The sequence below is a fragment of the Streptomyces inhibens genome (genome assembly GCF_022221585.1).
Classification (GTDB): Bacteria; Actinomycetota; Actinomycetes; order Streptomycetales; family Streptomycetaceae; genus Streptomyces; species Streptomyces inhibens.
Genome location: NZ_CP084681.1, coordinates 9,132,116 through 9,150,570, shown reverse-complemented (window position 1 = coordinate 9,150,570; position 18,455 = coordinate 9,132,116). Strand labels below are relative to the sequence as shown.

The following is an 18,455-nucleotide window of genomic DNA, read 5'->3' as shown; positions in this document are numbered from 1 at the left end:
GTAGGGGACGGCTCAGCCGTCGGCGGTACGACGCTGCGGGGCGGCGGACTGGGTGGTCGGCGGGCGTCGGTGTCGTCGGCGGCGTGGGCGCCCGCGTGGGCGGGGAGAGACACGGGAGTGGTGTGGCGGCGCAGACGGGGCGGGGCAGGGGGACGATGCGGTCGACGTCCTTGTACTTGCGGCGCGCCAAGCCCTCTCCGACCAACTACGGCAAGCCACCACACGGTGCAGTCGGATTCGCCTCCTCGGATGGCCCTGCTGCTTCCACGGTGTGTTCGGTGGTCCTCCTGTAGGCGAACCAGGGCAGGAAGAACTGGGTGATCGGGCCGACCGTGAGTGCGTACAGCACCGTGCCGACGCCCACGCTCCCCCCGAGTAGCCAGCCCACGCCGAGCACAGTGATCTCGATCAGGGTGCGGATGAGCCGGATGGAACGCCCGGTTGCGGCTGACGCGCCGGTCATCAACCCGTCCCGGGGGCCAGGTCCGTAGCGCGCGCCGACGTAGACGGCGACGGACAATCCGTTGAGAAAGACACACCCGACGAGCAGGCCGACCCGGGCCGAGAAGCCGAGGTGCTGGGGAATGAGCAAGAGGCCCAGGTCGGATGAGTACGCCACGACGATGATGTTGGCGACGGTGCCCAACGTCGGCCTCTGCTTGAGGGGGATCCAGAGCAGGAGCACGAGAACACCGAGGAGGGCACTGATCGTGCCGAAGCTCAGGGAGGTGTGGCGCTCCAGGCCCTCGTACAGGACGCTCCATGGGTTGACGCCCAGAGAGGCCCGGACCATGGCTGAGAGGCTGAATCCGTACAGGGCGAGGCCGATGAGCAGTTGGGGAAAGCGTCTCAGCGGATGCTCACCGAGGGGGATGTAGGTGAGGGGCGGCAGGGACGGGCGTGTACTGGGCGTCAGCGGAGCCGCGGTGCGTTCCTCGTGACGGCGCCGGAGTTTGCGCTTGTGGCGGTCCGTGATCTCCTGCTCCATGCCAGTCGCCTCCGGTGTGTTTGCATACATCAAAGTGGCGTTGTCGACTTGCCAGTGGCCGACGCCGTAGCTGGCGAGCTTGTCGGTGACCAGCACCCTGGGTACCCGACGTGCTTCTTCAGCAGCTTGGCCAGGAACCGCTTGGTGGCCTTCGCGGCGCGCCGCGACTGGACGATGATGTCGAGGACGCTGCCGTCCCGGTTGACTGCCCGCCACAGGTACCGCCACTCGCCGCTGATCTTGACGTAGACCTCGCCCAGAGGCCACTTGTCGCCGGCCCGGGGTTGGCGTCGCCGCAGGCCACGCGCATACTCCGGCCCGGGGTTGGCGTCGCCGCAGGCCACACGCGTACTCCGGCCCGAACTTCGCACACCACCGCCGGATGGTCTCGTGGGAGACGACCACGCCGTGGGCGAGCAAGAGCTCCATCAGCCAAGTTGACAACGCCGACTTGGCGGCGCCGGCGCGGTGGCCTTCTCGTGGCAGGCTTTGCCGCCTGCCTTCACGTTGGAAGGTTCGATGCGGTTCCCGAACGCCACCGCCACCGATCGAACCTCGTAGGAGGCGGCGGAGTGATCGGCGCGGCGGTCCCATGCCGGTCGGTGGCGAGGCCGCGGACGGTCTCGATCCCGGCGCGTTTCATCTTCGCGGGGATGCGGTAGTACGCCGCGGCCGTGGTGTTGGCGGGTTTGTGGGCCCATCAGGGAGCCACGGTTTACTCTCGACCGTCCAATCGATGAAATCATTGCCATGGATTCCCATGGCGCTCGCCTCGTTGTTGCACCGATGTGCGAACCGGGCGTTGTCTTTTGCGTACGGATTTCCCGGCCCGTTCACCGGCCTCGGCTCCACCGTGGTGTTGGTGATGGCCGAGAGTGAGAGCGAGGGCAGTCGGCGTGGATCGGTCAGTCGCTGAACCAGATGCCACAGCGCGCACGTGCCGGCGAAGCCGGTGCCGATGATGGATTATTTGACGGCTCCGATCATGATGGCGTTCAAGTCAGGACCCCAAACGAGTGAGGGCGCGCCTGATGCCTGTGCCGGCTCTACTCAAGAGCGATCCCGTCCGGCCGCAGTTGATCCGCACGAAATGGTTCAGGGGCTCGCCCTCCGCGAAACGGCTACCGCAGATCGTGGCGACCCTTGCTTCGGCCAGCAGAAACTGATCGGCGGTGCCGTAGCCCTGCCTCTGGTAGGCGTCGGCGTAGCTCGATAGGTCGACGAACAGGAAGTAGCCTCCCTGGGGAGGGCTGATCCGCAACGAGGGGACTGCGTCGAGCTCTCGCAGCATGGCCTCGAGGTTGATGCGCGCGGCCTTCGCCCTGGAGGTCGCCACCTCGTCCATATCCGGCTGTAGCGCGATGTGCGTTGCGATCTGGCCATAGGTGGACGCGAACGATGTGAGGTTGACCTGCGCCCGTGCGGACGCGTCCACGATGTCCGGCGGACCGCAGAGATAGCCGATCCGATCGCCGTGCATGCCATAGGTCTTGCCTGGTCCGGTCACTGCCACCGTCCACGGCCGCATGGAGCGGTGGCTGCCGTCGGTGAGCAGAACTTCGATGGCGGCAAACGTCTTGGCGCGGGCCCCCAAGATATGGGCCTCGTAGGGAGAATCGAACAAGACGTAGATCGGGCTCTCTCCGCAGGCCTCGCGCCGCACGTTGTGTCGGGCGACGATCTCGGCCAGCGCCGACAGCTCCTCGGTCGAATAGACCTTGCCCGTCGGGTTGATGCAGTCGCCAAGGACGATGATCTTGGTTCGCTCCGAGATCGCCCCCTCGAGGGCCGGCGCCGTCAAGCCATCGTGCGCCGTGACCAGGACGGTCTTCGGAATCGCTTCGTGCAGCCGCACCATGTCCGAGTAGTGCGGCCAGTTGGGCACGGGGATCACGACCTCGTCGCCTGGATTCAGCAACGCATGGAAGGTTACCGAAATCGAACCCTTCACACCGCCCGGCGTGACCAATATTTCACTGTTCGGATCGTACTCAATTCCGTGTAGGCGAGCCACACGCGCCGCAACGGACTCCAGCAGGAACGGAAATCCTTTGACGGGCGCGAACGCATGGATCGTGCCGGATTGCGCCTGAACGAACTCGACCACACCTCGGTCGATCCGGGAATCGGCTGGTGTATCCAGCGCACCGATGCTGAGGTCAATGATCTGATCGTCCTCGGCGAGTCCGTGATTGAGCGCGGCGAGCTTCGCTGCGGTTCCGTGAGTCGCCGATTCCGGAATGCTCAGGACGGCATTGGAGATGCCACGATTTTTCTGCACGGCCGTACGAGCCACCTCTCTCCCGCTGCGGAATTCAACTCGTGGACGCGGCCTTGTACATCGCGTTCCACATCTCTAGTTGAATGTTCAGGGTCTCTGTTGCGCCATAGGCGATCTCGGCAACATCCGCATCGGTATGGCAGTTGTTCAGGACGCACTTTTTTGCATCGGCGGCGTGGCGTTCCTCTACGCCCTCCTGGCCGACGTGGACGTTGAAGTAGACCTCGACATTGTCGACGAACTCAGATTCGGGCAGCTTGTTGTTGCTGTTACGGAACGCCGTACGGCAGACCTGCAACATCTTGTCGGCGTGGGACTCCAGGGCCATCGCGACGCCCAGCATGCGGTGGTAGCCGGCGCCCAGCAGCTCCAGGGTGCGCTCGCGGTACGCGAACGTCTCGGGAATGACCAGATTACTGTTCCGCGCCTCCCTCACGAGCAGCGGCGGCAGGCCGAACTCGACCTGGCCGTACAGGTTGTGGGCGTTCTCCATCAGCACCTCGTGGCAATGAGCAGCCTCGCCGTTCCCGGTCTCCTCGTTGAGGATGTAGGAAAACAGGACCAGCGTGTCACGATCGTCGCCGGCTGCCGCCTGCGCGCACACGTGGGCGATGCCTTTGACCGTACCCTCGGTTCGATGGAAGAAATTTGCCCGGTGAAAGTCGTAGGTCCAGCTATTCCATGGCGAGTTCCCGAGGAACTTGAAGTAATCATTTTTATAGACGTCGTGTCGCTCCAACTCATCCATGAGTGAGGTGACTTGATCGTGAAGTGCGATTCCAGCGCTTGTCCCCATCTTGCTTCTACCCCCATTGCACGCAGGTTTTGAATCGTCGCCGATGAAATCGTCGGATTGACGCACGATCCACTGGATGAATGCCTTACCGACGTCGTCGGTCGGAGTGATCACCATCAGAAGCCGTCGTGGCGGCGGCCATGCCGGCGAAGCTCCCGATGAAGGCGGACGGAGCCGTGCAGGAAGATCCACCCTCCGGGTAAGCCACGATGACCACTCCAGCTCGGTCGCAATCCACGGTGACGTAGGGACCGTTACCAGGAACAGGTCGCAATCGGCCATATCGGCCATGGGGACCATCGGTACACCGGTATCGGTGAGATCGATCATGGATGCCCAAGGGTGATCCGCCGGTACAGGCGGAATGTTTTGTGCGGGCGTTGAGGGAAAGAGCCGCGATGACTTGCGGCGGATGGTTTACGTCCGCTGCATGCCGGTGGAATTTCTGACCGATGAGCAGGCTGAGGCGTACGGGAGATTCGCCGAGGAGCCGACGCGGCCCGAGCTGGAGCGACTCTTCCTCCTGAACGATGCGGACCGGGACCGGTACCGGGATGTCCTGCCGCACGACGCGCGCCATGTACGACCTCCCGGGCGAGAGCGTCGTGTGCGCCGCGGACGTGGCGCTCACCGCACCGCGCGGCGACGCCGCCTTATAACCTGGTCGGAGCTCGGGCGCGTGCGGAATACTGTCGTACACAACTGCTGGCACAGGTGGGGGTATTGGTGCGACCGCTGGCGAAGGGCGATCCGCAGCAGGTCGGCCCGTTCCGGATCATCGGGCTGCTCGGTGGCGGCGGCATGGGGCGGGTTTATCTCGGCCGTGCGACGGACGGGCGGACGGTGGCGGTGAAGACCGCGCGCGCCGAACTCGCCGACGACCGGGGCTTCCGGACGCGTTTCGCCCGTGAGGTGGCCGCCGCCCAGCGGGTGGGCGGGCCGTTCGTGGCGCCGGTGGTCGACGCCGCGCCGCACGACGACATGCCCTGGATGGCGACCGACTACGTGCCGGGTGTCTCGCTGACCGATGCGGTGCACGACTGCGGCCCGCTGCCCGAGCACACGGTGCGGCTGCTGACGGCCGGCCTACTGCACGCCCTGACGGCGGTGCACGCGCACGGCCTGGTGCACCGTGACCTCAAGCCGTCGAACATCCTGCTCACCGCCGAGGGCCCACGCGTCATCGACTTCGGCATTGCGCACTCCGCCGCGGACACCGCCCTGACGATGACGGGTACCGCCCTCGGCACCCCGGGGTTCATGGCGCCCGAGCAACTCGTCATGACGGGCCCCAAGGTCACCGGCGCGGCGGACGTGTTCGCGCTCGGCGGGGTGATCGTGTTCGCGGCGACGGGCGGCGGTCCGTACGGGAACGCCGAGCCGCAGATCCTCATGTACCGCACCGTGCACGAGGAGCCGCAGCTCGACGAACTCCCGGACGGCCTTCAGGAGTTGGCGTCGGCCTGCCTGGCAAAGGAGCCGGAGCGGCGGCCCGCTCTGCCCGCCCTCATGGCGCGGGTGGGCGCACCGGGCCCGTACGGCGACTGGCTGCCGGAGCCCGTCGCCGTACAGCTGCGCCATCTGTCCGCGCAGCTCGGCGACCCCAGGTCCCCGGACACGTTCACGCTGCGACCCCCGGCCGAGAGGCCCGTCGACGTCGCCTTCGACCAGCTGCCGACCAGCACTACGGCGGACAGCGCACCGCCCCCACCGCCGCGGCCCGCGCACACCCCCACGCCCCCGCTGCCCGCCACCCCGCCCCAGGGCCCGTACGGCCCCACCCCGCCATTGGGACCGCACGGCATCCCCCCGGCCCACTCTCCGCACACCCCCAGGCAGACGGCGTCCCCGGGGCCGAGCCGACGCCGTGTGCTCGCCGCGCTGTCCGCCGTCGGGGTCGCAGCCGGCGGCGGGGCACTGGCCTGGACGCTGCGGCCGGACGGCAAGGACGGCGGCAGTGGCGGAACGAGCGCCGGGGACAAGCCCGGCGGCACCAAGAACCCGTCCGGCAGCTCCAAGCCCAGCAGGAACCCTACGGGCGGCGGGGCACCGTCGGGCCGGTTGCCGAAGGAGATACGCGACAAGGGCACCGTCACCGTCGGCTCGGACATCGCCTACACGCCCATGGAGTTCGTCAGGGACGGCGAGCCCGCCGGTGTCGACGTCGACCTCGCGAACGCCCTCGGCCGTGAGCTCGGCGTGCGCTTCGAGTTCAAGAACGCCACCTTCGACGCCCTCCTCGCCGGCCTGAACGCAGGCCGCTTCGACCTGGTCATGTCGGCGATGCTCGACACCAAGGACCGTCAGGAGGGACGCGTGAACGGCACGAAGACCGGCAGCGGCGTCGACCTGATCGACTACTTCAGGGCCGGGCTCGCGCTCGTCGTCCGCAAGGGCAACCCGGAGGGCATCAAGACCGCCGGGGACCTGTCCGGCAGGACGGTCGCCGTCCAGCGCGGCACGCTCGCCCGTGACTACCTGGACGAGCTGAGCCGGAAGGCCCCCAAGAAGTTGAAGATCAGGCAGTTCGACTCACCGGCCGAGGTCTACGACGACGTCGCCAAGGGCCGGTCCACGGCCTGCCTCGACGACTTCCCGGTCGCGGCCCACACCGCCGTGACCCACTCAGGCGGCGGCGTCCTCGAACTCGGCGGCGAACAGTTCGACCCCCTTCCCTATGGCATAGCCGTCGCCAAGACCCACACGGCCCTGCGCGACGCCGTCCGGGAAGCCCTCGACCGCCTCATCACGAGCGGCGAGTACGCGAAGATCCTCAAGAAATGGTACGTCGAGGACGGCGCGGTGACGCGGGCGGTCGTCAACGGGGGCCAGTAGGACGGCCGTGATCCAGAAGGGTTCGTTCGCGACCCGGTCGTGGTCCGCGACCCTGGGGAAGTTCTTGCGCAGCAGCGCCTGCACAGCAGGTGTGCTGCGTGGTCATTGCCCTGCAGGCCATCCAGCGCGCTCAGCCGGGCCAACTCAAGCGCTCACAGGCCAACTCGCGCGCTCAGTCACAGAGGCCGACCGATAGTTGGCCATTCCGATCGGTAGTTGCCAGCCGTTTCGCCACCCGCTCCCTGGCAGCACCCGACGGCGGCACCGTGCCCGCCACCACCCTCCAGACAGCGAGCCTGACCACTATCGCCGATCTCTTCGGCACCGTGGCCCCCACCGTCGAACACCTCACCATCTGACCCGACCGAGCTGGCCGTTGGCGTTCCGTCCCACAGCCGCCACGAGGTCGGCGGCGCTGGTCACGTCCGGGTGGACAGCTGGCGCGTGAGCCGCTTCAGCGCCATCTCCACTGCCAGAGCGCGCTGGCCCGGTGGTCGTGTTCGAAAGCAGCACCGAGAGGCCCCACCCGCTCGATCGCCTCGTCGGTGCGCGGATCGTCGCGCCGGGCGAGACCGTAGGCGGCCTCCAGGCGTACGAGTTGATCGTCGTCGTCGAGCAACGCCGTCAGGGCGTCGGCGACCGCGGGAGTACGGTCCCGGGAGCCGGCCAGTGCCGCCGTTGCCGCACCTCGCACACCGGCGGCATCCGGGTCCCGGACCAGGAGGAGCAGCGCCCGGGTGATCTCCGGCAGGAGATCGTCGTTCCACATGCCCACCGTGCACGCTCTGATCCGCACCTCGGCGTCCGGATCGCGCGTGAGGGTGAGCAACGCGTTCCTGGCCGCGGGGGTGAAGGGGGCGGCGTCCGTCGAGAGGGCGTAGGGCACTTCGCGGCGTACACGGGGGTCGGGATGGGTGGCGTAGCGGAGCCCGATGGCCTCCTGGTCGGGATGCTCGTACTCGGTGAAGGCGTCGAGCACCTTCGCGAGCACCTCGCTGTCCGTTTCTTCGGCCGCCCAGGCGGCCAGGTATGCGCTCTCCTTCTTCTCGTAGTGGTCGGGGCCGGTACGAAGGAGCCCCCTGGTCCGCACGTAAGCCGTCACGAACCGGCGGTGCGCCGGGTCAGGGTGGTGGCGATGGGCCACCACGGCCGACCAGGTCTCAAAGCTGCGACGCCGGGTGAGAATCCAGCAGACCGTCGACCAGTTCACATGGTCCTCGTCCGGCCGACCGACAGCGCGGGCGATCAGTTCGTCGACGGGTGTCAGGATGCGGAAGGCCCACTCCAGCGAGGTCAGGATGGCGCCGTGCCCGGCCCGTACGACAAGTCCGCCCAGCGAGACCTGATCGACGTAGTCGTACTCGTCGTCCAAGACCCGGACCGTCACGGCGGGACCCGACGCACCGGTCCTCCACCGCAACTCCTCGACCACGCCCGTCTCGTACCAGTTTCGGGCCAGGGCGAGAAGCCGTTCGCGGGCGGGTTCCGGAAGCCGCAGCCGGGGCTCATTGCCCAGCACCCTGGAGAAGACCGCCGGGGAGCCACCCTCGACGGCGCGCCACAGCGGTGTGGTCCCGTCCGGCAGCACCCGGTCGGGGTCCGCGCCGCCCTCCATCAACGCTTCGGCGACCGGCTCGTCGTACGCCGCCACGGCCACGCACAACACCGGCATCCCGTTCGCGTCCACCGCGTCCGGATCCGCGCCCCGTTCCAGCAGGGCCCGCACCGCCTCGGCGTCCCCCGCCCGAACCGCCGACACGAGCTGACCCTCGAGTCCGCCTTCGCCCATGTTCCTGTCCCCCGTTTTTCTCCATGACATCGCCGGCCCGTCGAGCAGATTCCGCGAGCTGTCGGGGACGCACGCCGTACCGACCGCCGGCTCTCGTGGATCTCCATTCCGCGAAAGCCTGCCCGTCCTCGTCGCGGCAGGTGGCGGGCCACCGCCAGGGCCGCGGCGGGCGGCACCATCAGCCAGGAGACCGTCACCAGCACTCGGCCCGCCGAGCGCCGGCCGGCGATCCGGGGCGCGGCGAGCGCACCGGCCAGGCCGGCCGCCCCGGCGAGCGCGAGGACCAGGCCCAGCGGTGCCGCGCCCCGGCCGTGGTTCTGAAGGGCGAAAACCGTCGTGTAATACAGCGCGACGAGCAGGGCGTTGACGGCCGAGATCCAAAGGAGCGCCAGCCGCAGGAAGGGTTCGCGGCGGATCAGCGCCAGGCCCGCCCCTGCTTCGGCCGCCAGGGCCTGCCGGCCGCGGTGCACCGTACCGGCCGAAGGACGCTGCTCACGGTGCGGGGCGAGGGGGGAGCGCATGGCGCAGATACAGCCCGCCGCGACGGCGTACGAGAGGGCGTCCGCCAGGAAGGGCAGCCAGCGTTCGGCGTGGAAGAGCAGCCCGCCCAGTGCGGGCCCGAGCACGAGTGCGCCCCGCTCCCCCGCCTGTAATCGGGACAGGACGCGCCGGTGCTCCACGGGCGGGCACACCAGGGCGACGGTACCGAGCGCTGCCGCCTCGTAGCAGGAGGTCGCGCACCGTTCGACGAGCACGGCGGCGATGAGCACGGCCAGCGGGACCGGGCCCGCCGCGACGGCGACCGTGACGCCGGCCATCGCGGCGGCGGAGACCAGTGCGGAGCCCACCATCATCTGCTTGCGCGCCCCGCGGTCGGCAGGGACGGCGGCGAGCGGGCCGAGCAGCAGCGTCGCCGCCGCGGAGAGTCCGGCGAGGGCATCGACCTCGGTGGCGGACCGGCCGAGGGTCAGAAGCAGCAGCGGCAGGACGAGCCCGGACGTCTGGCTGCCCAGTGCGTCGCAAGTGCCCGCCCACCAGAACAGCCGGATGTCGTGGGGGACGTGGGGCAGCGGAGCGGCCGGTGCCGGGGCCGGGGCGGACCCGGTCATCAGACACGACCCGGGGCCGGTCTCGCGGTGCCGCGGCGGGCATCGTCGCGCTGTGTCCGTGCCGGTCGGTCCGTACGGCCGGATGTGCGGCCGTACGTCGGGCCGTCCGCCGTCACGGCCCGGCAGGAGACGCGCGGTAAGTCGTAGGGTGCGCCGCCTGCCGGGGATACCGCTGACCGTTCCATGCGAAGCCACCTCATATACGTGGGCAGATCGTGAAGATCGCCTCACTAATAGGCCAACTTGCGGAGGAAATGTGCCCGAATCGTGCCGGAGCTTAGCCAGACAGTGACATGGGCCACAAGGTGTGGGCGATGAACACCTTCGAGTGGAGCGGCCGGGCGGGCCGGCGACCCTGCGACCAGCGCTCCGGTGCCCTCCTCACCCGAAATGCCCCGTGGCCGGATGCACTTGCCCGCCCCGGCAATCAGCAGACGCCGGAGGGACAGATCGTGCATTCTGACCGGTCCCCGGAGAAGGAGCCCGTACATGGAGATCCATTCGTTGCAGGAACTGCAGACCGCAGACCGTATGTCCCTCGCCTTCGGGCCGCACGGACCGGGCAGGTCGTTGAGCCCGGAGTCCGCTGCCGAGTTCCAGCAGTTACGGATCGCCGAGTGCGAGCTGGCCGCCGAGGTCGCCGACGGCACCCGCCGCTCCTTCGAGCGGCTCAAGAGGGTCTTCGCCTACGGAGTGCTCTGCTACGACGTGTACGCCCTGATCGACGATCACGCCCTGCTGATGAGGGAACAGGCGCTGCGCGACCGGTTCGTTCAGTGGTGCCACGGCTCCCTCACCTTCGAGGACGCCATGGGCTCCGCCTCCGTCACCGAGCCCGTCACCTCGTACCGGGACGTCCACACGCTGTGCGAGTCCCTCAAGAAGCGGGCCGCCAGGGCACGCGCGAAGGAGGTGCCACAGCAGTGGAAACTGCGGGTGGGCGGCGAACTGATCACCTTCAACGGGACCTTGTTCGGGCTGCGGAACTGGGCCCGGTGCGCGGGGCTGCTGCGCGGCCGACGGTCCCGTGGCATCGAAGTGGTCCAGTCGACGCTCCGCAACGATGTCGCGCATCCCGTCGGCTTCCAGGGCGGCACCCCGGTCGATGCCGCGCTGACCCTGCACGACCTCGCCGAGTTCATCAATCAGCTCTGGGGCCGGCCCACACCGGGCGGGCGACTCTACCCCGCCCCCGTGCCACGGGAGATCGCCGTGATCGCCTGGAACGACGGCGGCAGAGTCCAGATCACCGATGCCCGGTCCCTGCGGGTGGGCGAGGACACCGAGGGACTCAGCCACGTCCTGGCCCGCGCGGTCTTCCTCCCCGGCACACGGACGGAGGACGCGCACTGGATGGAGTTCGACGCACGCTTCGAGACCACGCAGTACCCGATGGACTACCTGTGGGGACCGGGCACCCGCAGTGCGGCCCTGGCCTGGTGGGAGCGGGAACAGCCCCAGGGCGACACCGTCGATCCGCTCGACCGGGTGCTCCTGGTCCGCGAACACGACGGGGAGATCTATCCGCCGATGCGTCCGGAGGTGGCCGCTGGACTCAACAGCCTTGAACAGAAAGGTTCCTGGCATTCCGTCAGGGCCGACTTCCCCATCGACGCGTACGGCCATGTCCGGGGCCTGACGGACCGCGAGGCCGACCACGCCCGGCGGCCGGGGGACTGCCGGGCCTGCTCCGTGTACGTCCTCGGTTCCGGCAGCCACCGGCAGGCGGTCGATGCCGCGGAGACCGCCCTCGGCACCATCCGCCCGGTACAGCCGCCCCCCGTCCGCGTTCCGCATTCCCTGCACTGGCCCAACCGGTTCTGATCCGGCGTGTTCCACGCGCGCGCCCTGGTGCGATCAGCCCTGCGCGGTCCGAGCAGGGCTGAGAAGCCTTCCGCTTACCGGTCAGCGGAGTTGTCCGGTCGATCAGGGTTCTGGATTGGGCGAACGGGCGGCACCCGTACGTGTCGGGCGCCGCCCCTTCCGCCGTGTCAGCCCAGAAGCCCGGCCAGCACCGCCGTCGCCGCGTCCAGCAGCTGCTCGGCAGCCGGGCCGCCCGCGGCCGTACGGGCGAGTAGGCCCTCGCGTGCGGCCAAGAGCACCTCGGCGGCCTGCTCGGCAGCGGCCCCGGGCGGTACCAGCTCCGGCAGGACCCGCTCCAGCAGGGCCGCAACCGCCGCCGTCACCGTGCGGTCGTGCGCGGCGACCCGCTCGGCGAGCTCGGACGTACGCGCAGCCAGCAGGCGGAACTCCAGGAAGAGCAGAATCCACCCGGTTTCGGCGGCCTCGACCCGCAGCAGCGCCTCGACCAGCCGCCGCGCCCGTTCCTCGGGCCCCAGCTGTTCGGCCGCGGCGGCCAGCCGCTCCAGCTCGGCCATGCGCCCGGCCGCCTGCTCGTCGAAGAGCGCCAGCAGCAGGTCCTCCTTGGTGGCGAAGTTCGAGTAGAAGGCCCCACGGGTGTAGCCGGCGGCGGTGCAGATGTCCTCGATGCTCGTCCGCGCGTACCCCGCGGACAGGAACAGCTCGCCCGCCGCCGACAGGATGCGGGCTCTGGTGTGGACGCGGCGCCGCGGAGGCCGGGGCGCGGCGGATTCGACCGGGGAGGAATTCACAGCATCACGATACATGGTGTATTCAATACAGGTCGTATTGAAACGAGGTCGCGAGAGGACCACCACCATGAGCCGACTGCTGATCACCGACGCCCACTTGCTCCACCCCGAGACCGGCACCCGTACCGCCCCTGCCTGGATCGAGGTCGCCGACGGCCGGATCGCCGCCACCGGCACCGGCCGCCCGCCCGGCGCCGGACAGGACGTGCGGGTGCTCAACGCCGCCGGCGCCACTGTGCTGCCCGGCCTGATCGACGCCCACGTCCACCTGCTGGTCACCTCCCTCGACCTGCCCGCCGTCGCCTCCTGGACCCCTGGATATCTGACCGTCAGGGCCCTGGCGGAGGCCGAACGGATGCTGCGCCGCGGCTTCACCACCGTCCGCGACGTCGGCGGCGCCGACCACGGCATGGCCCGCGCCCTGGCCGAAGGGCTGACGCTCGGCCCCCGGCTCGTCCACGGCGGAAAGGCGCTCTCCCAGACCGGGGGCCACGGCGACCTGCGCCCGCTCGGGGACGACTCGGTGCCCTGCTGCGAGAGCCGTCCCCACTTCGCCCGGATCGCGGACGGCGTCGACGCCGTCCGCGCGGCGGCCCGGGACGAGTTCCGCAAGGGCGCCTCCCATCTGAAGGTGCTGCTCTCCGGCGGGGTGGCTTCGCCGCACGACGAGATCGCGGCCGTCCAGTACAGCGAGGAGGAGATCCGCGCCGCCGTGGAGGAGGCGGAGAACCACAACCGGTACGTCACCGTGCACGCCTACCACCCGCGCGCCATCGATCGGGCCCTGCGAGCCGGCGTGCGCTGCGTCGAACACGGCAACCTGATCGACGACGCGACCATCGCTCTGCTCCTGGAGCAGGACGCCTTCCTGGTGCCCACCCTGGTCGCCTACGAGCGGACGGCGGAGCTCGGCCGGCAGTCCGGCCTGCCGGGGTCGTCCTACGGCAAGCTCACCGAGGTCCGCGACCACGGGCTGGCCGCCCTGGAGAAGGCCCACCAGGCGGGCGTCAACCTGGTCTACGGCAGTGACCTGCTCGGGCCACTGCACTCGGCCCAGCTGGAGGAGTTCACGCTGCGCGCCGAGGTCCAGCCCGCCGCGGACGTGATCCGCTCCGCCACCAGCACGGCGGCCCGCCTGCTGCGGATGGAGGGCGAGATCGGCACCCTCGCGCCGGGCGCGCACGCCGACCTGCTCGTCGTGGACGGCGACCCGCTGGCGGACCTGGCCGTCCTCACCCGTCCCGAGCGCCACCTCCGGCACGTGGTCAAAGCCGGTGCCGTCCTCTGAGAAGCCTTCCACCTACCGGTCAGCGGAGTTGTCTGATCCAACAGGGTTCTGGATCGGGTGATCGTGCGGGGCCCGTCTCGCGCACAGATTCGGCAACGCCGCGGACCACCCGGACCGGATCCCGTGCTACGGCTCCGCCGTGACGGAAGCGGAGCGGCAGGTCGTCCGGGCGTTGTTGCCGGTGCCGACATGGCTGGAGGGGCCGGGTGGCCGGCCCGGAGGGGTACTGCCACCGCGTCATGCTCGACGCGGTCCGCCATGTTGTGGACAACGGATTCAAGTGGGCCGACCTGCCCGCGGACTTCCTGTCGTATCGGCGCGTGCATGCTGTCGCCCGCCGCTGGCAGGTGACGGGTCTGCTCGCCGAGCCCCACGACCGGCTTCGTGGCACGGCCCGGGAGAAGGGAGGCCGCACACCGGGCCCGGGTCGGCGCAATTCACTCTTCCCGTCGAACTCGAATTGCTCCTCGGTTTCGCGCGGGAATTCTGTGGCAGCGCCAGGTTGGCCTGGCAGTCGAGACGTCTACGAAGGGTCGGACCAACTGGTGCACGTGAATGGCTCGTCGATCCAGTAGGTGTCGTGCTGCTCGTCATGGACGATCGGGTACTTGGTGCTCGGATCGCAGAGCTTGTGCATCTGGGCCTGGTTCGCAGAACTGATGGTGAACCAGTACTTGTTCGTGCCCGGGCCGACCCTCTGGCACTTGTAGAAGAACCCCTTCATGCCAGAACCGAAAACGTCGCTCCGAAAGTCACCGGCCAGCTTCTTGTTCAGGTTGATGTTGTCGCAGTCGGCCTTCATACCCTCGACGCTGACGGTCTCGGCCGCCTGAGTCGTATACCCCTTGGCCGTGTGGGTACCCGACGCCGTCCAGGTCCGCGCCGGCAAGGCGATCTGCTCGGCGACCTCGGCAAGCAAGGGGCTGCCGGGGGTGGTTGGCTCGGCCTGTGTCGTGGTGGTGGTATCCGCGATGCCTACGACGACGGCGACACCGATACCCAGAGTCGCCAGCAGAAGGGGCGCGATCCGAATCCCGCTTCGGACCAAGGAGGAGAATGTCACTTTGCGCTCCGTTCCGGGCAGGCCCGACGGGCCGGCTGCCGCCCGGATACCTGATCGCACCCTAGCCGCCCGAGCGAATGGCCAGCGGGAACGGCGGCCGGTCGAGGTTCTTCTACGCCACGGTCGACCCGGACGGGCGAAACATGCACAGAGTCGTTTGCCGGTGCCGCAGTCTGTGGGTACAGGAAATCGGACTCTTACTAGATCTTTGTCATGGGGTGACAGGGCGTCATCTTGATGCCGTCGTACGAAGTCTGTACCGAGTTGTCGAGCGTCGTGTTCCCCCGCATAACCCCCGGCTCAGCAACAATGAAGCCATTCTGAAGCGCTACGGGGTCGGGAGCCGTCAAGAGGTTCTTATGCCTCTCGATTGGCAGCGCATTGCGCCTCAGCACGCGACAGGGCTCCCCGTTGCTCCCCGACCCGGAAAACGCTGGTCGATACGACAGGATTCGAACCTGCGCCCCATTGCCCCCAAGCACATTGCTGGGGGCGTTGTCGCAGGTCAGAGAGTATGTGCCGCCACGCGACGTCGTCCTGCTGAACTTTGCGGCTGTTCGCGGCGGCCCGTCCTTCGTGGACAAAGTGCGTCATGCCAGGACACCCGACACACTGGTGGGTAGTGCCGTTGTTTCTGCCCCCAACGGCGAGCGCCGTATGCCGAGGCGAATGCGTCAAGTAGATGGATGCGTCGGGCGTGCGCTGTCGCACACGCACTGGAGGAGCACCTGTCCGCCTCCCTCCCTCCCTCACTCAGTCGCTCTGCACATCGTGGATGGACCCCATGAGCACTGTTCTCCCCTCGCTCGACGAGCAGAACGCGCGCGAATATGCCGTCTACCGTCAAGTCGAGAATCACATCTTCGAGACCGAGATCAAGCCGCGCGTCCGGCCCGAGATCATCGAGGAGCATCGGTGCCACCCCATCGGCAAGCACAGCGACGACCTTGAGCGGGTCCTCACCTACCTGCGCAGGCACCACCTCGAGATGACCGGCAAAGACATCCTCGTCTGCACCAAACCGCACGAGGAGTGGCGCATCGCAGTGATCCGCGACGACCTGCCGCCGCAACTCCTCGACGAGGCGTTCCCTGACCGATACGAGGCGGAGCACGCGGTGTTCCTCAAGCGTCTACGCGCCGCCGGGCTGCTCACGGAGTGAGGGATGAGTTTCGGTGAAGGTCATCGGCTATAGCGATCAACTGAGCATCCGTCCCGGCCAACAGGTGGGCTTCCTCGTCAGCTGCGACGCCGAGCAGTACCACGCGGACATCGTCAAGCTGATTCACGGGGACACCAATCCCGACGGTCCGGGTTTCAAGGTCGAGCCCGTGCACACCGAGGTCGATGCCGACTTCCCCGGCCAGGTCCAACGTGTCCATGCCGGCTCGCACATTCTCGTGGACGATCACCCAACGCTTCAGGTGGACACGGCCTTCACGCTGCAGGTGTTCATCGCCCCCACGACCCCGCACGAGGGAGTCCAAGGGCTGGTCACCAAGTGGCATGAGGGCAGGCAGGCCGGTTACGGCCTGTTCATCGGCGACGACGGCTGTCTGCAGCTCTGGCTCGGTGACGGCTCCGGCGAAGTGCAGAAGGTCACCTCCGGCAAGCCGCTGCTCGCGGGCACCTGGTACCTCGCGTCCGGGTCGGTGAACACCGACGGCGAGATCCAACTACGCCAGGAGCCGTTCGTGACACAGGCCAACGGGCGGTTCACCATCGCGTCGTCGCTGGAGTCGACCACCGCGGTGGTCACCGGACGGGCTCGGACCACACCGGCCTCGGACAACGACGTTCCGTTGGTGATGGCCGGCTACGTGGAGGCGCTGACCGACGAACTCATCGGCGTCGTGGTCGCAGGTCACTACAACGGCAAGCTGGACCGGCCGCGCATCCACCGCGAAGCCCTCTCCCCGGGACAGATCGTCTCGCGGGTCGACGCGCCCCGTGGGGCGACACTGGCGGCAGCGTGGAACTTCCAGGAGGAGATCACCGACTCCGGCATCCGGAACACCCGCCGTATCACCGACGTCTCCCCGAACCGACTTCACGGCCGCACGGTGAACGTGCCCACCAGAGCAGTCACCGGCTACAACTGGCAGGCGCGCGAGCAGAACTTCATCCACGCGCCGGAGCAGTACGGCGCCATCCACTTCCACAACGACGATCTCGACGACGCCAGATGGCGAGTCAGCTTCACGCTGACCGTCCCGGAGGACCTCGCCTCCGGCCTGTACGCGGCGCGGTTGCGCGCCGACGACGACACCGACTACGTACCGTTCTATGTGCGTCCCCGCGAAGGCCAGGAGAAGAAGATCTGCTTCCTGGCGCCGACGGCGAGCTACATGGCCTACGCCAATGACCACGTCGCTCTCTCAACCCCGCTCGCCCAGTTGCTCATCGCACGAGCGCCCGTCCTTCAACAGCAGAACATCGTGCTCAGTGAACGCCGCGAGTTCGGACGCTCGACGTATGACGCCCACAGCGACGGCTCTGGGGTGGCCTACTCGACCCGTCTGCGCCCCATCCTCAACATGCGCCCGGGATTCCGGCATTGGCTCTCCCCGTCGCTTTGGCAGTTCAACGCGGACCTGCACCTCATCGATTGGCTCATCGAGAAGGAATACGACTTCGATGTCATGACCGACGAGGACCTGCACCACGAAGGTATGAGCGCACTCAAGCCCTACCGCGTAATCCTCACCGGATCCCATCCCGAGTACTACTCGGAGCAAATGCTCGACGCGCTGAACGGCTACCTCGAAACCGGGGGCCGCATGATGTACCTCGGCGCCAACGGGTTCTACTGGGTCATCAACTACGACCCGGAGAACAAGAACATCATCGAGGTCCGCAAGGGACACGGCTCGAACGCATGGCGCTGCAAGCCCGGCGAGTTCCACCTCTCGTTCACCGGGGAGTACGGCACCTTGTGGCGGCATCGAGGACGAGCCCCGCAGCGCCTCGTCGGTGTCGGGTTCGTGGCACAAGGCTTCGACGTCTCGTCCTATTACCGGCCCACCCCGGACAGCCTCAACGGTGTCGCCTCCTGGATGTTCGAGGGCATCGAGAAGAACGGGAAGCTAGGCGATTTCGGGCTCGTGGGCGACGGCGCCGCGGGCCTGGAACTCGACATATACGATGCCGAACTCGGCACGCCCCCCGAGACAGTGATCGCGGCCGCGTCGCAGGACCACACCGACATCTACCTCGAAGTGCTGGACGAGCTGTACTTCAACGCCCCGGGCACGGGCGGAACCGAAGACCCGCGCGTGCGTGCCGACATCGTCTACTTCCCCACCCCCAACGGCGGCGGCGTATGGTCGGCCGGCTCGATCGCCTACTGCGGTTCGCTGTCACACAACAACTACGACAACAATGTGTCGCGCCTGGTGGGAAACGTCCTGAACCGCTTCCTGTCCGACGAACCCGCACCGCTCGGAGCCGGCTCTGAGAAGCAGCCGAACGGAGTCACCCAGGCTTCTTGACGCCTCGACCACCCGATGCGGCACCTCTGACCGTGGCAGTTGGTACAGCACAGCGAGGGCTCCGGCTCGTTTCTCATCCTGCGACTCCCGACAGGTCGCCGCGGCGCGCCCAGCCGGTGGTTGCTGCTTCAGGAGCTGTGCGGCCGCCTCGATCACCTCGCTCTTGAGCCTTTCGAGGGGCACACTCCAGATTTCGTCCCAGT

The 18,455-nt window shown here is 68.1% G+C and carries 14 protein-coding genes and 1 pseudogene; 6 read left to right on the top strand and 9 right to left on the bottom strand.

The window, feature by feature from the left end:
• Nucleotides 1-205: 205 nt before the first annotated feature.
• The 5 genes from yczE to KI385_RS41140 form a co-directional block, all read right to left on the bottom strand.
• Nucleotides 206-1,084 (bottom strand): membrane protein YczE, encoded by an 879-nt coding sequence (yczE, locus tag KI385_RS41155; RefSeq protein ID WP_342593503.1) that lies wholly within the window; start codon nucleotides 1,082-1,084, stop codon nucleotides 206-208.
• The gene (locus KI385_RS41150) at nucleotides 1,018-1,332 is read right to left on the bottom strand and encodes a DDE-type integrase/transposase/recombinase (protein ID WP_342593502.1); all 315 of its coding nucleotides are present in this window, start codon (nucleotides 1,330-1,332) and stop codon (nucleotides 1,018-1,020) included. The genes yczE and KI385_RS41150 overlap by 67 nt, the downstream gene beginning before the upstream one ends.
• A gap of 295 nt (nucleotides 1,333-1,627) precedes the next feature.
• The gene (locus KI385_RS44770; protein ID WP_425357119.1) at nucleotides 1,628-1,948 is read right to left on the bottom strand and encodes an FAD/NAD(P)-binding protein; all 321 of its coding nucleotides are present in this window, start codon (nucleotides 1,946-1,948) and stop codon (nucleotides 1,628-1,630) included.
• 40 nt (nucleotides 1,949-1,988) lie between these two features.
• Nucleotides 1,989-3,269: a pyridoxal phosphate-dependent aminotransferase gene (locus tag KI385_RS41145; RefSeq protein ID WP_238577097.1), complete on the bottom strand. Its 1,281-nt coding sequence runs from the start codon at nucleotides 3,267-3,269 to the stop codon at nucleotides 1,989-1,991.
• A gap of 34 nt (nucleotides 3,270-3,303) precedes the next feature.
• Nucleotides 3,304-4,395, bottom strand: coding sequence for an iron-containing redox enzyme family protein (locus KI385_RS41140; RefSeq protein ID WP_238577096.1), 1,092 nt, complete (start codon nucleotides 4,393-4,395; stop codon nucleotides 3,304-3,306).
• A gap of 330 nt (nucleotides 4,396-4,725) precedes the next feature.
• Between KI385_RS41140 and KI385_RS41135 the strand changes: the two genes are divergently transcribed.
• The gene (locus KI385_RS41135; protein WP_425357118.1) at nucleotides 4,726-6,900 is read left to right on the top strand and encodes a bifunctional serine/threonine-protein kinase/transporter substrate-binding domain-containing protein; all 2,175 of its coding nucleotides are present in this window, start codon (nucleotides 4,726-4,728) and stop codon (nucleotides 6,898-6,900) included.
• Between the two features lie 454 nt (nucleotides 6,901-7,354).
• Here KI385_RS41135 and KI385_RS41125 read toward each other — a convergent pair whose 3' ends face one another.
• Nucleotides 7,355-8,626 carry a HEAT repeat domain-containing protein gene (locus KI385_RS41125; protein WP_238578055.1) on the bottom strand — a complete coding sequence of 424 codons (1,272 nt, stop codon included), beginning with the start codon at nucleotides 8,624-8,626 and terminating at the stop codon, nucleotides 7,355-7,357.
• A complete protein-coding gene (locus KI385_RS41120; RefSeq protein ID WP_238577094.1) occupies nucleotides 8,515-9,798 on the bottom strand; it encodes an MFS transporter in 1,284 nt (427 codons plus the stop codon). Before KI385_RS41120 ends, KI385_RS41125 begins: the two co-directional genes overlap by 112 nt.
• 489 nt (nucleotides 9,799-10,287) lie before the next feature.
• Between KI385_RS41120 and KI385_RS41115 the strand changes: the two genes are divergently transcribed.
• On the top strand, nucleotides 10,288-11,622 hold the full coding sequence (locus KI385_RS41115) for an L-asparaginase family protein (RefSeq protein WP_238577093.1): 1,335 nt from the start codon (nucleotides 10,288-10,290) through the stop codon (nucleotides 11,620-11,622).
• Nucleotides 11,623-11,789: 167 nt separating this feature from the next.
• Here the strand turns inward: KI385_RS41115 and KI385_RS41110 are convergent, their stop codons facing one another.
• Nucleotides 11,790-12,410 carry a TetR/AcrR family transcriptional regulator gene (locus KI385_RS41110; RefSeq protein ID WP_238577092.1) on the bottom strand — a complete coding sequence of 207 codons (621 nt, stop codon included), beginning with the start codon at nucleotides 12,408-12,410 and terminating at the stop codon, nucleotides 11,790-11,792.
• 67 nt (nucleotides 12,411-12,477) lie between these two features.
• Between KI385_RS41110 and KI385_RS41105 the strand changes: the two genes are divergently transcribed.
• The gene (locus KI385_RS41105) at nucleotides 12,478-13,698 is read left to right on the top strand and encodes a metal-dependent hydrolase family protein (protein ID WP_238577091.1); all 1,221 of its coding nucleotides are present in this window, start codon (nucleotides 12,478-12,480) and stop codon (nucleotides 13,696-13,698) included.
• A gap of 203 nt (nucleotides 13,699-13,901) precedes the next feature.
• Nucleotides 13,902-14,273, top strand: a pseudogene (locus tag KI385_RS41100) (transposase); the annotation flags it as partial.
• Here KI385_RS41100 and KI385_RS41095 read toward each other — a convergent pair.
• Nucleotides 14,222-14,761, bottom strand: a complete 540-nt coding sequence (locus KI385_RS41095; protein ID WP_238577090.1) for a hypothetical protein — start codon at nucleotides 14,759-14,761, stop codon at nucleotides 14,222-14,224. The pseudogene KI385_RS41100 and the gene KI385_RS41095 sit on opposite strands and share 52 nt — an antisense overlap.
• Nucleotides 14,762-15,545: 784 nt before the next feature.
• Between KI385_RS41095 and KI385_RS41090 the strand changes: the two genes are divergently transcribed.
• Together KI385_RS41090 and KI385_RS41085 are read left to right on the top strand one after the other, a co-directional pair.
• Complete coding sequence (locus KI385_RS41090; protein ID WP_238577089.1) at nucleotides 15,546-15,923, top strand: N,N-dimethylformamidase alpha subunit family protein; 378 nt, start codon at nucleotides 15,546-15,548, stop codon at nucleotides 15,921-15,923.
• A gap of 13 nt (nucleotides 15,924-15,936) precedes the next feature.
• Nucleotides 15,937-18,252, top strand: a complete 2,316-nt coding sequence (locus KI385_RS41085) for a LamG domain-containing protein (RefSeq protein WP_238577088.1) — start codon at nucleotides 15,937-15,939, stop codon at nucleotides 18,250-18,252.
• Nucleotides 18,253-18,455 lie beyond the last annotated feature (203 nt).

What these genes read in the sequence shown, in the direction of transcription:
- KI385_RS41140 (WP_238577096.1), bottom strand. Translation starts at nt 4,395, where the DNA reads ATGATCGATCTCACCGATACCGGTGTACCGATGGTCCCCATGGCCGAT.
- KI385_RS41120 (WP_238577094.1), bottom strand. Translation starts at nt 9,798, where the DNA reads ATGACCGGGTCCGCCCCGGCCCCGGCACCGGCCGCTCCGCTGCCCCAC.
- KI385_RS41115 (WP_238577093.1), top strand. Translation starts at nt 10,288, where the DNA reads ATGGAGATCCATTCGTTGCAGGAACTGCAGACCGCAGACCGTATGTCC.
- KI385_RS41105 (WP_238577091.1), top strand. Translation starts at nt 12,478, where the DNA reads ATGAGCCGACTGCTGATCACCGACGCCCACTTGCTCCACCCCGAGACC.
- KI385_RS41090 (WP_238577089.1), top strand. Translation starts at nt 15,546, where the DNA reads ATGAGCACTGTTCTCCCCTCGCTCGACGAGCAGAACGCGCGCGAATAT.